Consider the following 20,315-nt stretch of genomic DNA (forward strand, 5'->3'; position numbering starts at 1 on the left):
ATTTATTTAGTTACTAATGAAATTCCATTGATAAATGATGAACTTTCATCTGATTCAAAGCTTATAACGATTGAATCCCCGGTATTTTCAAACACATAGGTTTTTGTCAGATTACGACATCCTCCTACTATATTAGCTGGTGAAAAATTCTTTTCGATCAATTCTCCATTAATCCGTATATCCATTTCTGCCTGTTCAATAGCCATTGATTCACTGGCTCCCAAATCATAAGCTAATGGCTGTCCGAAATATTGTAAGTCAGCAAAACAGAGCGTTAGTTCATAAGTTCCCGGCTGCACATCAAAGCGGTAACTAAAATTCCCTTGTCTTTGAGTCTGAAACAATGGATCATCTTTCGTTCCCTTTATGGCCGAGGTTGTACCTGGTCGATCTCCCATCTCCAGTTGAGAACCTCCCACGTATCCCCATGATCCGGGCTGATAGGCAACATCGGGTACAAATACATTTGATGAACCAACCTGATGATAATAGGCATCACTACCCGCATTAATATTGATATTGACTTTATTTTGTTGTTCTAAATCTCTTTCCAGATATCTTACTTCAATCATTGCAATATCTTCAACCTGATTGCCATCAGTCGTTTTTCCTACGGCACGCAAGAAGTGTTTTCCTTCAGGTAATGGCGTTTGCCAGATAGCGTGGTAATTACTAATCTCTTTTGATGAAATTAAATCATCATTAAGGTATAGCTTAACATCTGTAAGATTGGTATAAACCTTAATAGGTTGAATACTATCAGAATCCAATAGGTATCGGTTGGCCCAATCACGAACTGCAATGTGTACAACAGGCTCATCATCATGTAAAAATGCCTTTTGATAATAGAATACATCTTTTAACTCACGGTTGGCATACATGAGTCCCTTATTATTGGTATGTGGCATAGACTCCTGACGAAGAGCAGAACTAAAATCAATTAGGTTCCACATAGCTCCTCCCATGATATATGCCGAATCGCGTATAACCGGCCAGTAATGTTCCATAAATAACTGCTGGTATTCAATAGAAAAATCAAATTTGCGCGGTTTGAGACTATGTATACGCTTATCTGATCCTGCACCAAATTCAGAGATAATCAAAGGTCTTTCCGGATACTTCTTGTTCTCTTGAGAGATAAACTGCTCAAAACCACTCAGGTCATTTCCGTACCATCCATCATAAAGGTTCCAGCCCGAAATCTGAGCAACATCAGAAAGGCCTATTTCATTATATTTAGTAGTGCCATGATAAGCCATAACTGTGAAGCGCGATGGATCTGCAGTACGGCATAGCTCTTCCAATTCTTTTGCAAACTCAACTGTTTGCTGATATAATAAAGTACGCTCATTATCATCTTTTATCCAGTGGGGAACCTGTATAATAGATTCATTCATATAGCCCCACATCACGATTGATGGATGATTATGATGTTGGTGAATCATTTCGAGCAATGCCTGCCTTGCATTCGCTTTAAACATTGGGTTATCGTTGATAATATCCACGACAGGTATTTCTTCCCATACCAATAAACCCAACTCATCGCAAGCATTTAAAACGGCCTTCGATTGAGGATAATGTGCCAAACGTATAAAGTTAGCCCCCATTTCTTTTAGAGCTACAATATCATCAATATGTTGTTGATCGCTTAAAGCAATCCCGAATCCTTCACGATCCTGATGACGACTTGCACCCATTAGCTTTAAAGGCTGACCATTCAATACAAAACCATTATTTTCATCGATTTCAAACCATCTCCATCCTATTCTTTCTTCCACCTGATCCAGTACATTTTCATCATCATCAAGAATCTGTATTTTAAGCGAATAAAGGTTTGGTGCAGATGGGGACCATAGGTGTGGATTTTTTATAGGCGGTAATTGTATTTTGACATTATTTATCTTCTTGTCAACTGTTGCTTTATAATCTTTTTGGAATACCAGGTTACCATCGGCATCTGTGCATGTTGAACGTATATTTCTCTTATTGACTTTCGAATTATTCCGAACCTTGAGCGATACATGCCCCTTAGCAATTGAGTTACTAACTTCATCCTGGAAAAACATGACTCCATTGCTTCCAAGTTCATCAGGATAAAAGTGTGTACTTGCCTTTGAGATTAGCCACACCGGCCTGTAAATTCCTCCGAAAATTGTAAAATCTCCTGATAGAGGAGGAATGTCTTTATTAGTATTGTCAACAATAATCTCAAGGTGGTTTATTGTTTTTTCCTGCAAGTACTCTGTAATATTTACATTAAAACTTGTATAACCACCCTTGTGTATGAGCAACTGGTGACCATTTAGTAAAACGCTTGCTTTTGAATTGACGCCTTCAAAATGAAGATAATGTTCCTGCCCTTTAATCAGATCTCCCCAATAAAAATCCTTTTTATAATTGGCAATTCCACGATGATAATCCTTAGTATTGTAGGCATCTGCGTTCCAATGATGTGGAAGCATTACTTGTTCAAAGGATTCTTCATTTTGCTCATTATAGCTGAAAAACCACCCTTCATTAAAAGAAGTTTTATGCATTTGAGCCAAAACTGAAATATGACTTAAAAAAATAAGTAGGAATATTTGTAATGCTCTTATCATCTCTCAGCAAGTTTTTGTTGTCTTGTGACAAATTTGCCCAAAGGGATGATGTATACATGATTTTTTGATACATCAATTATACATCACAACTCTCCCTTCAACCTATAACAAACTGATTATTTGATAATTTCAAAACACACTCATCTTGTATTTTTCACCTGCTAAATATGTAATGATGCTATTTATTACATCATATTTATTAACAGAAAATTTGAAAACATTTAAAAAAAAGATAATATTTAAGCAAGAATTCAGATAATTAAACAAGCTGCTATAATAAATCATAATGAGAAAGTATTTTATCTTCATTTTATTTCTAGCAAGCACTTTAAAATCAAGGGCTGTAGATAGTAATGATTTATTTCCGGTTAAGGTAGCTGTTACACCAAAGGTTACCAATTACCTTAAGGCTGATTATAAAGCAGAAAATCAAAACTGGGCTGCAAGCAGTTCAAAAAGTGGTGCTGTATATTTTGCAAATTCATTAGGCTTATTGCGCTTTGATGGCGAAGACTGGTCATTATACCCAACAAACAACATACTTCGATCAGTTTATTGTCAGGGAGATACTATTTATGTGGGTGGCAATGGAATAATGGGGTATTTTCTTGAAAATGATATAGAGTCCGGAGTCAAATCTTTAGCGAGTATCCACAGTGATATCTGGAAAATCTATTCATTTGACAATTATGTGATCTTTCAATCTTTTAACAGGCTATATCATATTAACAAGAGCGGGCATGTTGGTATTGAACGTATTTCAAGCGGTAATACTACATTTACCTACCCCATCAACAACGAAATATATTACCAGGTCAGCTATGGAAAGTTAATGGCTGTAAAACCCAACAGAGGTGAAAGGATTGTATCTGAACTGGAAGAATTAAAGCAATATAAGGTGAAGTTTATCGGGCCTTCTGATGATAATTCACTAATCCTAGGAACGCTTAACAACGGGCTATTCAAACTCCACAACAACAATCTTTACCCTTTAGATTCGTATCTTAACACCTATTTAAAAACAAATAGATTAAACACTATATTACGCCTTGATAAAGATTTATATGCTTTTGCCACTATGAATGGCGGTGTAGTAATAAGCAAGTTAGATGGTGAAATAAAATATATCATTAATAAAACTAACGGACTGAGCAGTAACAGAATTCATGGTTTGCTTGAGCAAAGTAATGAGCACTTATGGATTGCAACGGACAATGGAGTAGCATTTATCAATCTGGTGAGTCCTATGTTTTACCTGAATAACAAACTTAACAAATTAGGCACTTTTTACGATGCCGTTGTATTTAACCAACAATTTTATGTAGCTACAAATAAAGGTTTATTTGCTACCAATCCTATAAACAATTCGCCAAATGTTTTTGAAGTAGATCTTGTGCGTGGATCTGAAGGACAAGTCTGGAATCTGAATGTTATTGGTGATGAATTATGGGTTGGTCATAATGATGGCACCTACTTGCTTGAAAACAATCAATTTAAAAAGATATCTGATAAATCAGGAGGCTATTCTTTTATTCAGAGCCGGAGTAATCCGAATATCATGTATCAAACCTCTTATTATGGTTTGATCGTATATTCTAAAGATGAAAAGGACTGGCAATATAGTTACAGCATCGACAATATGGAAGGTCTGACAAGGGACCTGATAGAATTAAAAGACGGAACATTAATCACAACCGGAGCATTAAAAGAAGCCTATCATATAACTGTTGATCACAGCCTGAAAAATGTTCAGATTGAAGATCTGAGTAAACACATTGCATTTAGCCAATCACAATGGATCAGAGCTTTTGAACTAAATAACCAGGCCTATCTTGTTGCCAACGATACAACTTTAATATTCGATAATGGAGTCATGAAACCAGCTCCTGAAATTTTCGATGACATCACCTATATTTCTGAAGAAATTGGTGATTATTGTTTCATAAGACGAGAAGGGGAGTTAGAGTTATATAATTTTAAAACTGAGGGAATAATTGAAATAGCCTATGATTTGGAACATATAGAAAAGGACCTGGTATATAAATATGAGAAAATCAGTAAAATAAATGACAGCTCATGCTTTTTTTGCTTAACAGAGGGAGTCGCAATGGCCGATTTAAATGAATTGATTGATACATCAGTAAAAAGCAAACAACCCAAAATAACATCAATAGAGTTTAGTAACAACCGTAATGGCGAAAAAGCAGATTTGAATAATTTCAATTCGATACCTTACTACTATAACACCGTTGAAATTTCCTTTACGAACTTCAATTACGAATCAAAAACAGTTTATGAGTATTTATTAGAAGGCTATAGTCAGAAGTGGCAGAGTGTAACAAGCAGCAACCATGTTGTTTTTCAAAATTTAAGAGAAGGTGAATATACATTTAAAGTGAAACAAAAAGGAAGTAAAGACTTTACCAAATTTACCTTTTTTATAAAACCTCCTTATAACAGAACAGCTTATGCATATATCATCTACGTGATCATAGCTATAATTTTCTACGTTACAAGCATAAGGATTTACCGTATCGTTATTAAAAAACAAGAATATAATCGACTGTTATCCAAGCGAAAAAAACTGTATGAAAATCAGCTAAAACGCTCTAAAGAGATGCTTGGTGAGGAAGTTAAAGAGCTCCAAACGGAAGTATTGAGCAAGAACGATAAGCTATCAAAGTTATTACTCCAAAACAACAAGAAAAAGGAAGTTATTGAAGGGATACAGGAGGAGTTAAAACAAATTCGGAAGAGTGAAAAGTATGTCAGCTCAAGACATATTGACAAGTTAACACGAATGATCAGATCAAACCTGGATGAAAAGCAAGATTGGTTAATGTTCGAAGCAGCATTCTCTGACGTGCACGCCAATTTCTTTAAAAAATTAAAGGCCAAACATCCTAAATTGACAGATGAGGATTTGAAACTATGTGCCTACTTAAAAGTAAATCTTTCATCCAAAGAACTTGCTCCAATATTCCAGATCACGACGCGTAGTGTCGATTTAAAGAAATATCGCCTGAAAAAGAAGTTGGGTTTAGGCAAAGATCAAGGGCTGAAAGATTACATTGTCGATTTTGAAGGCTAAAGTAAAAGTTGCCTGAAGGAAAGTTGAATATACATTGAATTAGATTTATGAAACAACGGCTCAAAATACTGCTAATTACATCAATTATTTCATTGCTAATTGTTTCAAGCACCTACTTATTACCGTATGGTTTTTCGGCTGTGCATGAAGGATGGGCAGCAAAATTCTGGTTATTTATTTCAAACACTGGAGGCACCGCTGGAGTACCTCTTATAACTATTGGTTTTTGCATGATCATTAGTTTTCAGTATAGTGGATGGCGAAGAAAACTTTTGTCTGTTATTATATCATTGGTTCTTTTTTCAGCGGTTTTAGGAATCTTTGCTCAATTCAATGAGTACAGCATTAAAGAACGATTAAAGATTGAACGGCCAAATATTAAATACCTGGCCAGTGAAAAAGGATTTAATAGTGAACACTTCTATTCGTTAGACAGCAAATCAGAGCGTCGCCAATATTTGCAAATATTCATAGATAATAATCAACCTGGGTTTATATCGTTTGACGGAGAAGAACTCCATTCTGATGTTTTGAACCACTGGTTACATGAAACGGGCTATTCATTTCCGTCCGGTCACTCAGTTAATGCTTTTCTGATGACAACACTCATGGCCTATATTATACTTTTTATCTACAATGATTACAGACGTCGATTATTTTTTCTGGTGCCATTCTGCTGGGCTATTCTGGTAGCCCTTTCAAGAGTTATCTTAGGAGTTCATTCTCCAACTGATATTTCAATCGGGGCTATTACAGGAAGCGCAGCCGGATACCTTTTAATCTCGTTCAGGTTCATCGATCGATTGGTAAAGCAGAAATAGCAGATGAATTAATGCATCGATCAAAAACTTTATTAATTCACTAAGCGATTAAAATAGAATAAAAAAAGAAGGCCTTGACCCTCTTTTCTTAGTTTGAAGAATTCTACTGTATATATTCAACAGTGCTTTTTGTACTATTCATGTTTAAAAACCGTCAATGTTCGGTAAGCATAAATTCCAATAACAATAAAACAAATAAATGGTAATATAAATGAGGCATTAACGGCAGGTAACCAAGCCACAGTACCCATATCAATTATTGCTCCCTGAATTGGTGGCATTAAGGCACCTCCAACAATAGCCATTACCAAACCTGCTGCGCCAATTGTTGCATCATCACCTAGACCATGTAAAGCAATTCCGTATATAGTTGGGAACATGAGCGACATAAATATTGAAGTTCCAACCAGACAATACAACCCTAACATACCCTCGATCAGGATCACACCAGTGGTTGTTAGCATACCACCGATAGCAAAAATCATCAACAACTTTCTTGCATTAATATATTTCATTAACGCAGTACTTATGAATCTACTGCTAACAAACAAGGCCATTGCTACAATATTGTAATCCTGAGCCGTTGATTTATCTATTCCAAGATTCTCAGCGTATTGAATGATAAAAGTCCAACACATAATCTGAGCTGCTACGTAAAACACCTGTGCAATTACTCCTTCGCGATACTTAATATTCTTGAGTAAGCGCTTAAACGTGTCTTTTGTCCTGACTGTGTGATCTGCATTTCTGCGTTCTGGCATTTTAGAAACGAGAATAATAATAAACATCACTATTACAACAAATCCTAAAATCACGTAAGGATTTCGAATCACAGCCAGATCGTGTGTTCGCACAACTGCTTTTTCGGCTACACTCATTGACTCAAAAACCAGGTTACCTGCAGCATCCCGTACATCAGAATCTAACGAAGCCAGGATAACTTTTGAGGCAACAAACATTCCCATGATAGAACCCAACGGATTGAAAGATTGTGCCAAATTTAAGCGGCGTGTAGCTGTTGCCTCATCACCCATCGATAAGATGTAAGGATTGGCTGTTGTTTCTAAAAAGGCCAAACCAAAGGTGAGTATATAAAGGGACCCCAGAAAGAATCCAAAGGCCTCAAACTGTGCAGCAGGGTAAAAGAGCAATGCACCCACAGCATATAGTATCAATCCTAGTAAAACACCTTTTTTATATGAGTATTTTTTAACAAACAGTGCTGCCGGAATCGCCATGGTACCGTATCCTCCATAGAAAGCAAACTGTATTAAAGATGCTTTAGCATTGGTAATTTCCATCACTGTTTTAAAAGCAGCCACCATCGGATTTGTAATATCATTAGCAAATCCCCATAGGGCAAATAAACAGGTAATCATTATAAATGGTACCAATAGCTCTTTAGATACCACTTTTTCTTTATTTTTCACTTTTTCGGATTTAATAGTTAATCTGATAATCAATCATTTTGGTCAATGGTAATGGTAAAGTAAATCATATAATTGCCCGATTATCCCGTTGGATATCCGGGCAATTAAAACCTCTATTTATACACTTACTTAACTCCGTATAATGGTCCGTACACTTCACAAGCTCTGTAATCCGAACCCTCTTTATTCTCACCAAACGCAGCCCATGCACTCGGACGAAATACTTTTTCATCATCCACATTGTGCATACATACTGGTATGCGTAGCATTGATGCCAATGTGATCAAGTCTGCTCCAATATGACCATATGAAATGGCTCCATGATTAGCTCCCCAGTTGGCCATCACACTGTACACATCCTTAAATGCACCTGTTCCAGTGGTACGTGGCACAAACCAAGTTGTTGGCCAGGTTGGGTTCGTTCTTTCATTAAGTATATTATGAACGTCGTCTGACAACTCAACGGTCCAACCTTCTGCAATCTGAAGAACCGGGCCTTGTCCCTTAATAATATTTACACGGCACATGGTTACCGGCATTTCTCCTTCTGTTTTAAACAGTGACGAATAACCTCCTCCCCGGAAATACTCACGAACAGCTTGTGGCCAACGTGTATTATCCAAACATTTCTGCACCTCTTCTTCTGAAATCTCCCAATATGCTTTCATAGCGGGATTATCAGCTTCATCTCTCTGCTGAGCCGTAGCATCAAGTGTTGTTGAGCCTGAATTAATAAGATGAATAACACCATCGGCAGCTTTACCTTCCAGAGTTTTTCCTGTTACGCGCTTAACGGCATCGGGGCTCCAAAAGGTTCTTACATCAGAGAAGATCTGAGCTGTATTAGTCAGTAAATGACCAAATAGCATTGATACACCATTTAAGCTATCATTTTCTGTGGCAAATACATAGGCCTGACGTATTCCATTCCAGTCGAAAGAAGAATTCAGAATAGCTTCTGTAAAATCGGCATTGGGTTGGTAGTCGGTCCACTGACGCTGCCCCTGGAAACCGCCCAGAATCGCATTACGACCAAGTCCTTCTTCACGATAGCCTTGTTCAACTAATTTTTGATTACCCACCATCAGGTCACGACAGATCAACGTCATTTTAACGACAGTTTCCCACTCATGTTGCTTACGAACATCATCGGCCTGATTTTCCTTATTGTTGTAGTCCTTACCTTCTTTACAATTTGCCCGGGTCCATGCCAGAGCCTTTGCAAATTCCTCTATATCGTAAATCTCTTCATCAATTCGACGAAGTATTTCCACAGAATCAACAAACTCAGTACGAATACCAAGATAATCCTGAAAGAAGTTGCTATCCACCATTGAACCTGCAATACCCATTGAGCAGTAGCCAACAGATAAATATGATTTACCAGCCATTTGCGCCACAGCCAAACCTGACTTTACAAAACGAAGAATTTTTTCCTGTACATCTGCCGGAATATTTGTATCTCCTGAACCCTGTACATCACGACCATAAATGCCAAAGGTTGGTAATCCTTTCTGCGCATATCCGGCCAAAGCAGCTGCCAGGTAAACGGCGCCTGGACGTTCTGTTCCGTTAAAGCCCCAAACTGCCTTAGGCATCAAAGGATCTGTATCCATTACTTCTGTACCATAACACCAGCAAGGCGTAATGGTTAAGGATACGCCAACGCCTTCCTTCTTAAATTTCTCAGCACACATAGCTGATTCGGCAACGCCTCCAATACATGTATCAGCAATAACACATTGTACCTTTTCTCCACTTGGAAAACGTAAATTGTTTTCAATAAAATCGGCTGCGGCTTTGGCCAGAGCCATAACTTGTGGGTCCAGCGATTCGCGAATACCTCTCTCGCGTCCATCAATGACCGGACGAATACCTACTTTTGGTAAATCACCAATTAGTCTGTTTGCCATTATTCAATATTTTAGATGTTATTTTTTATTTGGATTAATTGCTTCATTACATTATAAAGATTACCGCTTCCGGTTGGTGTACCGAAGGCATCATGCAATTGTAAATAGAGCTTATACAACTCTGCATATACCGTAACATTTTCAGATTTTGGCTGATAACTCAAACTGCTCACTTTACAAAAACGTTTTTGTAAATCGGTCAATAAAATAATCTCACCATTGCTTTTATATCCGGCCAAAGCGCCAATCATTGCAGCTCCCAAGGCAACGGTTTCATCGCTCTCGGCCACATCTACAGGCCGATTAAGTACATCGGCATATATCTGCATAAACAACTTGTTTTTTTGAGGAATCCCGCCACAACAGATGATACGGTCAATTATAATTCCTGATGATTCCAACTGGTCAATAATTCGTTTGGCGCCATAGGCAGTTGCCTCAATTAATGCACGATACACCTCAAAATCCTGAGTATGTAATGATTGTCCCAATATTAATCCACGTAAACTCGGGTCAGATAATATATCGCGATTACCATTGTTCCAATCAAGTGCCAATAATCCGCTTTGTCCCGGTTTCTGTTTCTGAGCTTTTTCGGTAAACACTATGTGAGCGTCATCATTTTTATCCAGTAATTTCTCCACATACCATTTAAAAATATCGCCTACAGCACTTTGCCCCGCTTCAATTCCCAGAAATCCCGGAATAACAGAATTTTCAGCAATACCTGAAACTCCTTCTATTACAGCCGATGAATCATTTCCTACAATAATATCGCAGGTTGAGGTACCTATAATTTTAACAAGTGTTTGATTATTAACACCAGAACCAATGGCACCAACATGCGCATCTAAAGCTCCCATTGCTACAGCAACACCTGCCGATAAACCTAACTTCTGAGCCCACTCCTCACATAAATAGCCGGCAACCTTATCTACTGCCAATGCTTTGTCAGGTAAGGTGTCCGCTATTTTACCCAACCGCTTGTCCAATTGAGTAATAAACTCCTTATCAGGAAAACCTCCCCATTTAGAGTTATAAAGAGCTTTATGTCCAGCTGCACAAGCATTTCGTTTCACATCAACTGATTTTTCTACTCCCGTTAGTATGGCAGGAATAAAATCACTGAATTCCACCCAAGTGAAAGCTGCGTCAAATACTTCATGGTCAACCTGAGCACAATGCCATAGTTTAGCCCAAAACCATTCAGACGAGTATTTTCCTCCACAAGTTTTCATAAAGTCAGGCCGAATCTCCCTTGCCAAACGCGTTATTTGTAGTGCTTCCTCTTCAGATGTATGATCCTTCCACATCCACGCTTTGGCATTAAGATTATCACTAAATTTATCGAGTGTGCTAAGTGGTTTTAGATCTTCAGTAACAGGAATTGGCGTAGACCCGGTTGCATCAACACCAATCCCTGATATCAAACTCCAATCAAAACTACTTAACGCTTCATAACTTTTCAGTTTCTGACAAGCCTTTACTAAAGAATCAAGGTAGTCATCTGCGTCCTGCCGGGCTACATTAGCATCTTTATCATCTGAATAAACACCTTTTTCGGCCTGTCCGTAATCTACCGCAGCTGTAGCTAATACCTCTCCGCGCTCTGCATTAGCAAGAAGTACACGAACTGCATTTGATCCGTAATCTATTCCTAATGTATACATAAGTTATTGCTTAAACGTTTTAGCATTAATGCAAAAATTTTTAGCACGATTCCCGTAAAACAAGATTTCCTGCAATCATTCGTTTTGAAATTGTGCTATTTGAACTATTTATAATCTTATCAATCAATATTTTTACTGCTGTTTGACTCATTGCCTCAATTGGTTGTTCAAAACAGGTTATTCCAGGCTTAACAACGTGATACACCTCAGGATTATCAAAACTGACCATCGAAATATCTTTTCCCATTTTACATCCAAGCTTATCAAAAATTTTGAGACTCTCTACCCCCAGGCTGTTATTAGCAAAAAAGAAAGCATCACACCCCTTTTTCAATGCATCTTTCAATGCCGGCTCTAAACGTGTTTCCAAGTGCTTGTAACCAACCTCGTAAATCACATCGTTATCTGCAGAAAGTCCACCTTCTGCTATAGCTGCTCTGTATCCTTTAATCCGATCCCTATTGTTACTTAAATCAGTATTATAGACAAAAGACGCAATCTGCTTACGGCCCTTATTAATCAATAGATTACACAGTTGAAAAGCTCCTTCAAAATTATCTGAACACACATAATCCTCTTCAATACCGTCGCAATAGCGATCAATAAATACAAGCGGAACCTGAATGGGCGAATTTTGAAAGAATGTCTGACTTCCTTTAACCGGAACCACTATTACTCCATCAACCTGGCGTGATATAAACACCTCAATTATTTTTTGAAGTTTATCCGGGTTTTCATCAGAACTACCGAACATCACTTGATAACCCACTTTACTTGCCTCATTCTCTATAAAACGAGCCATTTTACCAAAATAAGGGTTGGCAATATCAGCAACCACCAAACCAATAATTCCACTTTTACCTGTTCTTAATCCTCTGGCCAGTTGATTGGCTGAATAGCCCATCGCATTAGCTGTTTCCATCACTTTCTTTGCCAACGCATCACTTATCCGGTTTTCTTTGGATTTACCTGAAAGTACCAAGGATACCAAACCGACAGAAACTTTTAATTCTGCTGCTATATCTACTAATTTGACGCGTTTCTTTTTCATTTAATGGAATTACCTGGCTTCAAATGTAATAAAATAAAATTCGCTAAAACGTTTTTGCTAAATAATTAACTAATAAATCATGTTTTTTATAAGCTGTATAAACAAGGCAGGTATGAAGATCGTAGTGATAATATCAATAAAAAAGCGATCCAGAAAATCCTGAATCGCCTATTATCTGTACCGAGAGGCGGGCTTGAACCGCCGACCTCAGGATTATGAATCCTGCGCTCTAACCAGCTGAGCTACCTCGGCATTATGCTTGGAGTTTGTTACACCTTTGTGCTTCTCCGTTTTTGCGGTTGCAAATGTAGGGCAAAAGTTTATTCCTACCAACAAAAGAATCAAAAATATTTACATTTTTTCTATTGTCAACATGAAACAAACTAAGTAAGAGTTACATCACATTTAATTAATTTTATTCAGTCCTAATTAAAAAGTACATCCCTGCCAGTTTTAATTTTTAAAGAATTCTGTTATATTGTAGCCCATAACAGATGATTAAAAAATACCAACATGCCTACTCAAAAAGAAAAATACGAGCTGGAATATATTATTAAAACATCTCCTTCAATATTATTTTCTCGTTTAAGCAGCCCCAGCGGACTCTCCGAATGGTTTGCTGATGATGTTAATTTAAAAGGCAAAGTCTATACATTTGTTTGGGAAGGTTCTGAACAACAGGCTGAGCAGGTGCTGCGAAAAGAAAATAAAATGGTGCGCTATCATTGGCTGGACGATGACGATGATAAAGCGTATTTCGAATTTCGTATTAATGTAGATGATTTAACGGGAGAAACAGCTTTAGTTGTAGTGGACTTTGCTGAGGCAGATGAAAAAGAAGATTCCATTGAACTATGGAATAATCAAATTGATGAACTAAAGCACGGACTTGGTTCCGTTTAATTATAAAGAAACACGGTATTGCGTCTGACCAAATGGTCAGGCGTTTTTTTTTTGAGAAAAAGGTAAGAGAAGTTGAAGAATCAATTGTCTAATGAACACAATCTCAACTTTTCCTCTGTATGAAAAAGCTTCATTTCTTTATACTCAAAAGTTATCTCGGACCATTAGCTGCTACATTCTTCATATCAATTTTCATACTGCTTTTACAAATTCTTTGGCGATATATCGATATTTTAGTTGGTAAGGGACTTGACACTTTCACTCTCTCAGAGTTATTACTTTACTCTCTTCTACAAGTTATTCCAATGGCCTTGCCACTTGCTATTTTACTTGCTTCATTAATGACATTTGGAAGTATGGGTGAGAATTATGAGTTAACGGCCATTAAGGCATCTGGCATTTCCTTATTAAAGGCCATGAAGCCACTCATTCTAATAACAGGTTTAATATCGTTTATGGCATTTTTCTTTTCAGATAATGTTATGCCTTGGGCAAACCTTAAGTTTCATACACTTTTGTATTCGATAAAAACTCACCAACCAGAATTGGAAATTAAAGAGGGTGTATTTAATAAATTGGACTTATATAGCATTAAAGTTGACCAGAAAGACAAACAAAGCGGAATGTTATATGGTGTAATGATTTATGATCACAGTAATATCAATAATCCAACATCAAACACTACTGTTGCTGAAACAGGCTCACTTAAAATGGATGAAGAATCACAGATGATGCGCCTCACTTTGCACAATGGATCTCAATATGAAGGCAATGTCAAAGGTCAAACAACAGAACTCTCTTTACACGATCAGCAACAATTCCGTCATGATGTATTTAAAAAACAAATTTCCCAATTCAACATCCAGAATCAGGAATTTACAAGAATAGATGAATCTGGTTATGCCAATCATAACAAGATGAAAAATCTTACGCAATTAACTAATGACATAAAAGAATTTAAAAAGAAGCAATCCTTAATTACCAACCAGATTACCTTGGATCATAAGTTGCGACCTCAACAAAATCCTAGTCAGGATTATAGTTCAGAACAAATAAACTCAAGCTTGAATACCTTAAGCAATAACAATCAACTTTTAGGGATAAAATCAGCTAAACGTTACGTACAAAATAAACTGGTATCGCTAACCCAGGAAATTAAAAAACTTGAAAAGACTCGTTCTGATCAACTAAAGCATCAAATTGAATTACATCGCAAATTTACACTCCCATTCACCTGTTTTATTTTCTTTTTTATTGGTTCATCCATAGGTGCTATTATTCGAAAGGGAGGGTTAGGCATGCCGGTAGTGTTGGCTATTGCCTTTTTTATCGTCTATTATTTACTCGACACGTTTGGGGCTAATATGGCTCTAAAGGGAGTATTTCCCGTTGCTGTCGGAATGTGGCTTTCATCAGCTGTTCTATTACTTATCAGCATATTTCTAACCTATCAATCGGTAAGAGATTCAAGTTTACTTAATATCGATGACCTTAAAGCTCTTGTTAATAGATTACTCAATCGTGAATCCTTCAATTTACAAAACAGTCTTGACAAATAATACTGCCTCTTGATTAAGACATTGGAACACCATTAGCAGTATTCAAAAGCTAAAAACCTAAATCACGATATATGGTTGTTCCAATGTTTCAACTAACTTTGTCAAAGCGAATGTACAAATTCGTGGTTAGGAGTTTATAGAGACGATGAAGAAATTACACCTTTTTATTTTAAAGAGTTATCTAGGCCCGTTAGCAATGACATTCTTTATATCATTGTTTATTCTGGTAATGCAGTTTCTTTGGAGATATGTTGATGACTTGGTTGGTAAAGGCCTTGACTTTTTCACTTTAGGTGAGCTGATGTTCTATGCTTCGGTACAGGTGATACCAATGGCTTTGCCGCTGGCTATTCTTTTAGCGTCTTTAATGACATTCGGAAGCCTGGGTGAAAATTATGAGCTTACCGCCATTAAGGCATCCGGGGTATCTTTGCTCCGAACTATGAAACCACTAATTATCGTTACGATTATCATATCCATACTTGCTTTCGGTTTTTCCAACAATGTTTTGCCGTGGGCCAACCTTAAGCTCTACACTTTACTTTGGTCAGTCAAACAAAAAAAGCCTGAGCTTGAGATAAAAGAGCAGATATTTTACGATGGAATTGAAGATTTCAGAATAAAAATTAAAAGTAAAGATCAGGCTACTGGCTTGATGCACGATGTGATGATCTACGACCACCGCGATAGTCGTAACCCAAACTCTAACGTTACACTAGCCGATTCTGGTAAATTACAAGTAGCCAAAGACAATGGCTTTATGAAATTAACCTTGATGGATGGCATTCGTTTTGAGGAAAATGTTCAGAACCAGAAGAAACGTTTAGATAACAGAGAGAAGCAACGGTTCAGACGTGATAAATTTAAAAAACAGATTGCCCTTTTTGAGATGGAAGGGCATAACCTGGAGCGCTCTGATGAACAATTGTTTTCCAGCCACGACCGAATGAAGAACCTTGAACAGTTGCAAGATGGTATTGACACCTTGAACATGCAACAAAATGAGGTAGTGGCCAATATCAGAAAACAAACAGATGATTTTTATTTCCAGCAACGTAGATACTACCAAAGACGCAATAAAGAAGCCCCAAAAACATCGATTGATTCGATTTCGCCTTTAAATTATGACTCATTATTTCAGGCAATGAGCAGCAATCAACAATTGATTGCAATTGAGGGAGCAAAAAGACAAGCGCAAGATAACCGTAGCCAACTGGAAGGAAAATTAACGCGCTACCGCAATTATCAATCAAAAATAACCAAACACTATATGGAGGTGCACCGTAAGTTCACGCTTTCATTTGCCTGCTTTATATTCTTCTTTATCGGGGCTCCACTTGGGGCTATTATACGTAAAGGAGGTCTTGGTATGCCTGTGGTTATTTCAGTTTTGTTCTTTATCTTCTATTACATTGTTGATACCTTGGGAGTAAAGTTTGCCAAGGAAGGCGCATGGCAAGTATACCAAGGCATGTGGTTGTCTTCATCCATTCTGTTTCCATTGGGTGCATTTTTAACGTATAAGTCCGCAACCGATTCAACTTTACTCAACGCAGATGCTTACACTATTTTCTTCCGAAAGTTATTTAGGCGTGAAAAGTATGATCTGAAAAACAGACTGGATAAGGAGGAAGAAGCTGAAACGAACTCTTAATACCATATTCTTATCGAACCGATAGAGACTGATAAACCATATCTGAAAGTTGCATCAATCAAATGAAATTAGACTATAATCATATGAAACAAACGCCAAGACCTGAGGCATTTCATTGTTTTGGTTTTTAATTTCATTAATTTTGCACTCCCATAGTGATAACACCGTTGAAATTAAATATAACAAATGTCAACAGAACAAGAGTTTAAATTGAATTCAATACCTGAGGCTATTGAAGCTATTAAGAATGGTGAACTAATTATTGTTGTTGATGATGAGGATCGCGAAAATGAAGGTGACTTCATTGCGGCTGCTGAAACAATGACTCCGGAAAAGGTCAATTTTATGGCCACTCACGGACGTGGTTTAATTTGTACCCCATTAACAGAAGAGAGATGTGAAGAGTTGGAATTAGATTTAATGGTGGGTAAAAACACTGCTAGTCATGCAACACCATTCACAGTTTCTGTTGATTTATTAGGTCATGGTTGTACAACTGGTATTTCAGCTTCCGACCGTGCTAAAACAATTTTGGCACTTACAAACCCGGAAACTAAGCCAGAAGAACTAGGACGCCCGGGGCACATCTTTCCTTTAAAAGCTAAAAACAGAGGTGTTCTGCGTCGAGCTGGTCACACGGAAGCTGGTGTTGATCTAGCAAGATTGGCCGGACTTCAACCCGCTGCCGTTCTCGTTGAGATTTTAAATGAAGACGGTACCATGGCACGCCTGCCACAATTAGTGAAGATCGCTGAGAAATTTAATCTGAAGATTATTACCATTAAAGATCTGATCGCCTATCGCCTTAAAAAAGAAAGCTTAATTATCAAAGGAGTTGAAGTCAACCTTCCAACAGCTCAGGGTGATTTCCGGTTTATTCCATTTAAACAAAAATCAAACGGACTGGAGCACATGGCCCTTATTAAAGGCGAATGGAATGAAGACGAACCAATCCTTGTGCGTGTTCACTCATCTTGTGCTACAGGGGATATCTTTGGCTCATTACGATGTGAATGTGGCGAACAGTTGCATAAAGCCATGGAATTGATCGAAAACGAAGGAAAGGGTGTTGTTGTATATATGAATCAGGAAGGCCGTGGCATTGGCTTAATGAATAAGATTGCAGCCTACAAGCTTCAGGAAGAAGGCATGGATACCGTTGATGCCAATATTGAGCTAGGATTTGAAGAGGACGAGCGCGACTATGGTGTAGGTGCGCAAATCCTTCGTGAACTGGGTGTTGGTAAAATGCGCCTGATGACTAATAATCCAATCAAACGAATCGGACTTGAAGGATATGGTTTGGAAGTAGTGGAGAATATTTCGATTGAGGTATCTCCAAATCCTCACAATAAACATTACATGAAAACGAAAAAAGAACGAATGGGACACAACCTGCAGTTCTTTAAATACGATAATAAGTAATTGATAACGATTACATAAAATTTAAAGGAGGCATAAGCCTCCTTTTTTTATGTCTTTATTTAAAATATATGTAAACATATTTTTGCTTGGTGTGTTTCATAGTTAAGAGGTGCTGGTGGATGCCATTACTTATTTCTGCGGTCAAGTAATGTGATCATTTATGGGTGTGATTAGTGATAAGATTGAAAAATGATCATTTAAGGCTCCACCAGTTTCTTTATATTTCCTCTAACTTACCATTTAAGACTTCCTTTCTTCACTTTATTAAATCTACGATTCATTTGATGTTCTCCGTTAATATAAATCTCCATTACATAGCGGCCATCTACTAAATGACGCAAATCTAGACCCGTTTGTGAATCTTTTACATTGGTGAATTCATGCATTTCGATGTACTCACCATCCTTTGTGATTCGTAATTTTAATGTTGAAGCAATATTGGTCGTGGTATATACAGTTGCATACTCCTCAACCATTCTTGGGTAAATATTAACCGACAAATGCGACTTTGTGGTATCTACCTGGAAGTCATCCTGGGTTTGAAAAGCATAGAAAAGCCCGTTCCCACAATCACTCTCGAATAGTTTAATAAGGTTATCTTCCGTATCTTTTAAACGCAAGCGACCATAACCTGCCTTTGCAAAAAACCAAAACTCAAGACCTGTACCTGCTGTATCTGTGAGTTGCATAAAGTATTTTCCTTCAGGTAGCTTCAGAGTATCCAGGTATGTGGTATCTGGCTTTAGATCAACTGGCTTCTTCATATAAATACTATCTCCGGCACTATTCACAATAAACAATGAATTTTCACCAGGCTGCTTATTGGTCATAAAATCAACCACAAACTTCGACGGTAAAGTTGGTATTGGTTCAAATTCAGATTTCATACTGTTATCTCCATCCCACTCATCATCTTCTCCATTTGGTTCGCTCAATACTACAGAAAATATATTGGTTCCTTCTCTTGATTCAATCTCACCCGGCAAAGATATTGTCATTGATTGGTAAAAATCCAGTTCGCCTGTCCACTCATAAGTCTTCGTTTCAAAACCTTCCGTTTGATAATTAATCAATAAACGATGAAGTGTTTCACTGCCCAGGTTACGAATCTTTATAATCGGATTGAAGCCTCTTGGATTAAAACGATTGTAATTGTCCAGATTGTTTGGCGCGATAATCTCTTCTATAGCGACATCATGCTGGTTATTAGGTGCACCATACTGAATAAAAAATGAAGCTATTTCTTCTTTTGGTTGATTGATATTATTAGCAGTAAAGGGTTGCATTTTCAGATCAACAGTATGCTTCTTGCGGCTAAGCATCACATCCACAATATCTGGCGTTTGTAAATCTCCCGGACACCAGTGGCCACGATCAAAAATCCATGTACCGCCTTGCGGATAAAGCGGATTATCTCCACACTCTTTCCATAAATCACGATGATCAACCACCTGACCATCAAAAATCATTTCGCGCCAACGACTACAAAATTCACTGCATCCATTTGGCTGATCCATTCCGTGACCAGTTTGCTGAATTCGGAAGCGACCAAAAGAACTATTATTTGCCTTCTTAATTTGAATTGGTTTCAGGCTTTTTTCAATATCATTTTTCGGGTTACCATATTGGAAACCTCCGGTCCACAATTTATCCAGTTTGATAAAGTCGGCCACTTGAGGCCCAAACAAAAACTCAAAGTTGATACTCAAATCCCACCCAAGATCAGGTGACTCATAACCAGAATGAATGTATTCCAGCTCAACACTATCGCGAAGAAAAGCCTGAAAATCGGTCACATCAACGCTCCAGGTATAATTCCATCCCTCTTTAAAATTACTTCCATAAGGTGTTAACATGCGGCCTATCTCGTAGTCAAGCACCTTGCCTTTCTTTCCTCCCTGGCGAAGAATCTTAATACGATCCATATAATCCCAATGAGCAATGGCCCTGTCTTCAGGATAAGCTAATGTCAGATGCATAACTATACGCCTCACTTCCTTATCCTGAGACGGAAATACACCCCACTGTTTAAAGCTATTACTTCCTTTTGAAGGATTAGTGTAGATGGTAACCTTATCGTGCGTATTAATTGTTTGTGTTTGTGCACAAATCGCGGTACTAAACAGCAAAAGCGACATCAAAAATAATAATTGTTTCATGTGTTTAAATTTTACTTTCAATTTATCAGATGCCCATAC

The 20,315-nt window shown here is 37.6% G+C and carries 12 protein-coding genes and 1 tRNA gene; 6 read left to right on the top strand and 7 right to left on the bottom strand.

Annotated elements, in window-relative coordinates:
- Positions 1 to 2: 2 nt before the first annotated feature.
- The gene (locus AC4MRQ_RS06695; RefSeq protein WP_491196886.1) at positions 3 to 2,600 is read right to left on the bottom strand and encodes a glycoside hydrolase family 2 TIM barrel-domain containing protein; all 2,598 of its coding nucleotides are present in this window, start codon (positions 2,598 to 2,600) and stop codon (positions 3 to 5) included.
- Positions 2,601 to 2,886: 286 nt separating this feature from the next.
- Here AC4MRQ_RS06695 and AC4MRQ_RS06700 point away from each other — a divergent pair, with 286 nt between their 5' ends.
- Positions 2,887 to 5,691 carry a triple tyrosine motif-containing protein gene (locus AC4MRQ_RS06700; protein WP_491196887.1) on the top strand — a complete coding sequence of 935 codons (2,805 nt, stop codon included), beginning with the start codon at positions 2,887 to 2,889 and terminating at the stop codon, positions 5,689 to 5,691.
- Positions 5,692 to 5,738: 47 nt separating this feature from the next.
- Positions 5,739 to 6,512, top strand: a complete 774-nt coding sequence (locus AC4MRQ_RS06705; protein ID WP_491196888.1) for a phosphatase PAP2 family protein — start codon at positions 5,739 to 5,741, stop codon at positions 6,510 to 6,512.
- 134 nt (positions 6,513 to 6,646) lie between these two features.
- Here AC4MRQ_RS06705 and fucP read toward each other — a convergent pair whose 3' ends face one another.
- From fucP to AC4MRQ_RS06730, 5 genes are all read right to left on the bottom strand, one after another.
- The gene (gene fucP, locus AC4MRQ_RS06710) at positions 6,647 to 7,942 is read right to left on the bottom strand and encodes an L-fucose:H+ symporter permease (RefSeq protein ID WP_491196889.1); all 1,296 of its coding nucleotides are present in this window, start codon (positions 7,940 to 7,942) and stop codon (positions 6,647 to 6,649) included.
- Positions 7,943 to 8,067: 125 nt separating this feature from the next.
- Positions 8,068 to 9,855: an L-fucose isomerase gene (locus tag AC4MRQ_RS06715; protein ID WP_491196890.1), complete on the bottom strand. Its 1,788-nt coding sequence runs from the start codon at positions 9,853 to 9,855 to the stop codon at positions 8,068 to 8,070.
- Positions 9,856 to 9,866: 11 nt separating this feature from the next.
- Positions 9,867 to 11,525 (bottom strand): ribulokinase, encoded by a 1,659-nt coding sequence (locus AC4MRQ_RS06720; RefSeq protein WP_491196891.1) that lies wholly within the window; start codon positions 11,523 to 11,525, stop codon positions 9,867 to 9,869.
- Positions 11,526 to 11,565: 40 nt separating this feature from the next.
- Complete coding sequence (locus tag AC4MRQ_RS06725; protein ID WP_491196892.1) at positions 11,566 to 12,576, bottom strand: LacI family DNA-binding transcriptional regulator; 1,011 nt, start codon at positions 12,574 to 12,576, stop codon at positions 11,566 to 11,568.
- A gap of 178 nt (positions 12,577 to 12,754) precedes the next feature.
- Positions 12,755 to 12,828 (bottom strand) — tRNA-Met (locus tag AC4MRQ_RS06730).
- Between the two features lie 261 nt (positions 12,829 to 13,089).
- Here AC4MRQ_RS06730 and AC4MRQ_RS06735 point away from each other — a divergent pair.
- The 4 genes from AC4MRQ_RS06735 to AC4MRQ_RS06750 all read left to right on the top strand — a co-directional run bounded on the left by AC4MRQ_RS06735 (position 13,090) and on the right by AC4MRQ_RS06750 (position 18,117).
- A complete protein-coding gene (locus AC4MRQ_RS06735; protein WP_491196893.1) occupies positions 13,090 to 13,479 on the top strand; it encodes an START-like domain-containing protein in 390 nt (129 codons plus the stop codon).
- Positions 13,480 to 13,598: 119 nt separating this feature from the next.
- Positions 13,599 to 15,038, top strand: coding sequence for an LptF/LptG family permease (locus AC4MRQ_RS06740; protein ID WP_491196894.1), 1,440 nt, complete (start codon positions 13,599 to 13,601; stop codon positions 15,036 to 15,038).
- 145 nt (positions 15,039 to 15,183) lie between these two features.
- Positions 15,184 to 16,692: an LptF/LptG family permease gene (locus tag AC4MRQ_RS06745; protein ID WP_491196895.1), complete on the top strand. Its 1,509-nt coding sequence runs from the start codon at positions 15,184 to 15,186 to the stop codon at positions 16,690 to 16,692.
- Positions 16,693 to 16,878: 186 nt separating this feature from the next.
- Positions 16,879 to 18,117 carry a bifunctional 3,4-dihydroxy-2-butanone-4-phosphate synthase/GTP cyclohydrolase II gene (locus AC4MRQ_RS06750; RefSeq protein WP_491196896.1) on the top strand — a complete coding sequence of 413 codons (1,239 nt, stop codon included), beginning with the start codon at positions 16,879 to 16,881 and terminating at the stop codon, positions 18,115 to 18,117.
- A 233-nt stretch (positions 18,118 to 18,350) separates the two neighbouring features.
- Here the strand turns inward: AC4MRQ_RS06750 and AC4MRQ_RS06755 are convergent, their stop codons facing one another.
- Positions 18,351 to 20,276, bottom strand: coding sequence for a peptide-N-glycosidase F-related protein (locus AC4MRQ_RS06755; protein WP_491196897.1), 1,926 nt, complete (start codon positions 20,274 to 20,276; stop codon positions 18,351 to 18,353).
- Positions 20,277 to 20,315: the final 39 nt, after the last annotated feature.

The sequence above is a fragment of the Carboxylicivirga sp. genome (assembly GCF_982718395.1).

Bases quoted from the DNA above. Each gene is read 5' to 3' on its own strand.
- AC4MRQ_RS06715 (WP_491196890.1), bottom strand. From the start codon at position 9,855: ATGGCAAACAGACTAATTGGTGATTTACCAAAAGTAGGTATTCGTCCG.
- AC4MRQ_RS06740 (WP_491196894.1), top strand. From the start codon at position 13,599: ATGAAAAAGCTTCATTTCTTTATACTCAAAAGTTATCTCGGACCATTA.
- AC4MRQ_RS06705 (WP_491196888.1), top strand. From the start codon at position 5,739: ATGAAACAACGGCTCAAAATACTGCTAATTACATCAATTATTTCATTG.
- AC4MRQ_RS06755 (WP_491196897.1), bottom strand. From the start codon at position 20,276: ATGAAACAATTATTATTTTTGATGTCGCTTTTGCTGTTTAGTACCGCG.
- AC4MRQ_RS06735 (WP_491196893.1), top strand. From the start codon at position 13,090: ATGCCTACTCAAAAAGAAAAATACGAGCTGGAATATATTATTAAAACA.
- AC4MRQ_RS06695 (WP_491196886.1), bottom strand. From the start codon at position 2,600: ATGATAAGAGCATTACAAATATTCCTACTTATTTTTTTAAGTCATATT.
- AC4MRQ_RS06725 (WP_491196892.1), bottom strand. From the start codon at position 12,576: ATGAAAAAGAAACGCGTCAAATTAGTAGATATAGCAGCAGAATTAAAA.
- AC4MRQ_RS06700 (WP_491196887.1), top strand. From the start codon at position 2,887: ATGAGAAAGTATTTTATCTTCATTTTATTTCTAGCAAGCACTTTAAAA.
- AC4MRQ_RS06745 (WP_491196895.1), top strand. From the start codon at position 15,184: ATGAAGAAATTACACCTTTTTATTTTAAAGAGTTATCTAGGCCCGTTA.
- AC4MRQ_RS06750 (WP_491196896.1), top strand. From the start codon at position 16,879: ATGTCAACAGAACAAGAGTTTAAATTGAATTCAATACCTGAGGCTATT.
- AC4MRQ_RS06720 (WP_491196891.1), bottom strand. From the start codon at position 11,525: ATGTATACATTAGGAATAGATTACGGATCAAATGCAGTTCGTGTACTT.